Below are 2,383 nucleotides of genomic sequence, written 5' to 3'. Positions count from 1 at the left end.
CTTCTGCTCGGCGGGGTTGGTCCCTGCGGCAATATCGTTCACGATCTTCGCCGTAGTGCTCCGGGCCGTCTCAATGGTCACTGTGGTGGCGTCGCCTATGCGTACCCACTCCACTTTGCCCTCCACCTTGCGGACGCAATAGAACGCCTTGGCTCCGGCTGGTGTAACGCGAATACATAGCCCTTTCTGTTCCAGGTCATAGACGGTGATCCGTTTGCCGGGGACAGGCTCCAGCGCCGCTATGCGGGCCTTGGTGAACTGCATCTTCTCGGCCATGTTTTACCCCCTCCCGGGCTAACCTTTTGCGGCGTGTTTTCGCCACGATCTCCAGCATTTCCGGCCCAGTGACGCGATTTTCGGGCTAACCGTGGGCTAACCTCAGGTTAACCTTTTAGCGGTAAATCGGTCAATGTCGGTGAAGGTAGTATCAATCTAAGTTACTGATACGTCAAGATACATGGGGGTAGATAAAACGTGATAAATGCTGAACTTTGAGACTGTTAATCACTAGGTCGGCAGTTCGAGCCTGTCCCGGGGAGCCAAAAGAATTAGGCACTTAGAGAGTTTCTCTAGGTGCCTTCTTTTTTTCTATCCAACCTATATCCAACATTGTGAGGAAAAACGGTAGGCAGCGTTAGGCGACTGCGGGTGAACAGGATCGGACAGGAACATGAAAAAACCTCTTGGTGAAGATCACAAAGGGGTTATAGGGATTTGTTGGACTGTTGGTACGCGGTCGGACGAGCATGCTTCAGGTGGTCTCTATCTGTCCGGCTCGATGATCTTCAGACTTGGAAAATAGGAGCGATATCGGCGGCTGTCTCTGGTCAAAATGGGGTAATGCGCAACGGCGGCGTGCGCGCCAATAAAGAAATCCGCCTGCACGTTCTGCTTTTGACCACCCCGTCGGCGATACTGGGCAAAGGCCTTTCCGGCAAGGAATAGGGCTGGCCGGGTATGTCAATGATCTCCAGACGCATTTCGTCGATCGCTTCATTCAGGGTCTCATGCGTCGAGAAGGTCAGGGAGAGCTCCGCATAAATGATCGGATTGATGATGGGCTGATGAATCTTCGATTGACCGTATATCTGGGATAAAGACCATTCCACCCACTCGGGATCATTCTCCAGGATATCGACGAGGACGTAGGACGGTGGAGGGTAAAAAGGAGCGTTCAAGGGGCCAGATCGTGGAGCGTAGCGTAACCACGCGCGCGAATGTTCGCGAAGTCTGCTGCGAAGGTCGCGGCTACCTTCAAGACCCAGACGCCCGCATGACGAATGACCCGACTCGGTGCTTGAAATCACCGCCAGCGCACCGTGACGATACGATGCCGCTGCCAACCATCCCCCAGAGCGGGGTGCTTGAAGAGCACGAAGAGATTGTGGGCAATGACGCCAATCCGGAAGAAGGCGGCGTTGGCGCTTTCCTGGCCAGAGGGCTTGCCGCCTGCAAGGCATGCGCTCCATGCCAAAGCCGATTTTCAGTTCCTTATATGGATGCCGTTCTCGGAGTGCTCGCCCCGCTGGCGGTACCAGATCAGCACATCGGCAGTGCTTCCGGCCCGGTTGCTGGCGATGAGGTGATCGCGCGGATGGTCTTCTTCCAGCAGTCCGCCTGATGACGATAGCGCACCACGATGAGCCGAAGGGCCTTGTGGGTGACTTCCATGCTGTGCACGGTCTCCGCTACGGCGCAGTCGGCATATGGGGTCCAGGCGGATTCTGAAATCGCGGCGATAGCCGCTAGGGTCGGGGCATCTTACCCATCCGGCGCAAACAATCTCCTGTCGCGTCCGTGCTGGGGAGGCGGGTCCAAATTCAGCAAACGCCGCAAGGCACTATCCCCATGCACCATCCGCAGGTCTTCCAGAGCGCGCCCGCCACCGGTCAGCATCAATACCAAAGGAACAGTTCGCCAATTCCCCGGACCTGGACCGGCTGATTCTCGACGCCATCATGGAGGCCATGGCCTCGTTTACCTCCATGAGCACCCAGGCCCAAGATGAAAAATGGCTTCGGTGCACCTATCCCCGAAGATCAAATCGAGCGTATCGCGGAGCTGCTCTATCAGCGTGTCGGACCGCCCAAACCCTGACGGAATAAGCCTCGACCCGCCAGTGGATGGGGTGTTTTGGCAGCTACCCCACCTGCGCCCGGCTGACATTGGGAACGATGAGGCCGATGGGCGCATTTGGACTCTACAACTTTTGTGGCTTGGGGTAATGGCGCACATAAGTCAGTGCCTTCTTAGCCGACTCTTCCGCCTGGAATCGGCAATCCTCCATTTCCGCAGCATTCATCATGGATATGGTTTCTGGTCGGCAGTAATAATGGGGCTGTATACCGTTTAACGCCATGGCCATGGCGTCACAAAACTCTTC

General features: G+C 56.1%; 4 protein-coding genes. 1 reads left to right on the top strand and 3 read right to left on the bottom strand.

The annotated features are described in order from the left end of the window. Both AC2VNK_RS09355 and AC2VNK_RS09350 read right to left on the bottom strand, forming a co-directional pair. The coding region (locus AC2VNK_RS09355; protein ID WP_486883561.1) for an Arm DNA-binding domain-containing protein at window positions 1-276 on the bottom strand (276 nt) is incomplete at its 3' end. Window positions 277-827: 551 nt separating this feature from the next. Beyond that, on the bottom strand, window positions 828-1,178 hold the full coding sequence (locus AC2VNK_RS09350) for a hypothetical protein (RefSeq protein WP_486883560.1): 351 nt from the start codon (window positions 1,176-1,178) through the stop codon (window positions 828-830). A gap of 152 nt (window positions 1,179-1,330) precedes the next feature. On the opposite strand from AC2VNK_RS09350, the gene AC2VNK_RS09345 reads away from it, so the two are divergent. Then, entirely contained in the window at window positions 1,331-1,621 is a 291-nt protein-coding gene (locus AC2VNK_RS09345) for a hypothetical protein (RefSeq protein WP_486883559.1), read from the top strand. Window positions 1,622-2,200: 579 nt separating this feature from the next. Here the strand turns inward: AC2VNK_RS09345 and AC2VNK_RS09340 are convergent. Then, on the bottom strand, window positions 2,201-2,383 hold a 183-nt coding region (locus tag AC2VNK_RS09340), incomplete at its 5' end, for a hypothetical protein (RefSeq protein WP_486883558.1).

The organism is Acidithiobacillus sp. TH-A35 (genome assembly GCF_057473505.1).
This window is presented reverse-complemented; position numbering and strand designations above follow the sequence as displayed.

Coding starts and splice junctions, on each gene's coding strand:
- AC2VNK_RS09345 (WP_486883559.1), top strand. CDS start 1,331: ATGCCGCTGCCAACCATCCCCCAGAGCGGGGTGCTTGAAGAGCACGAA.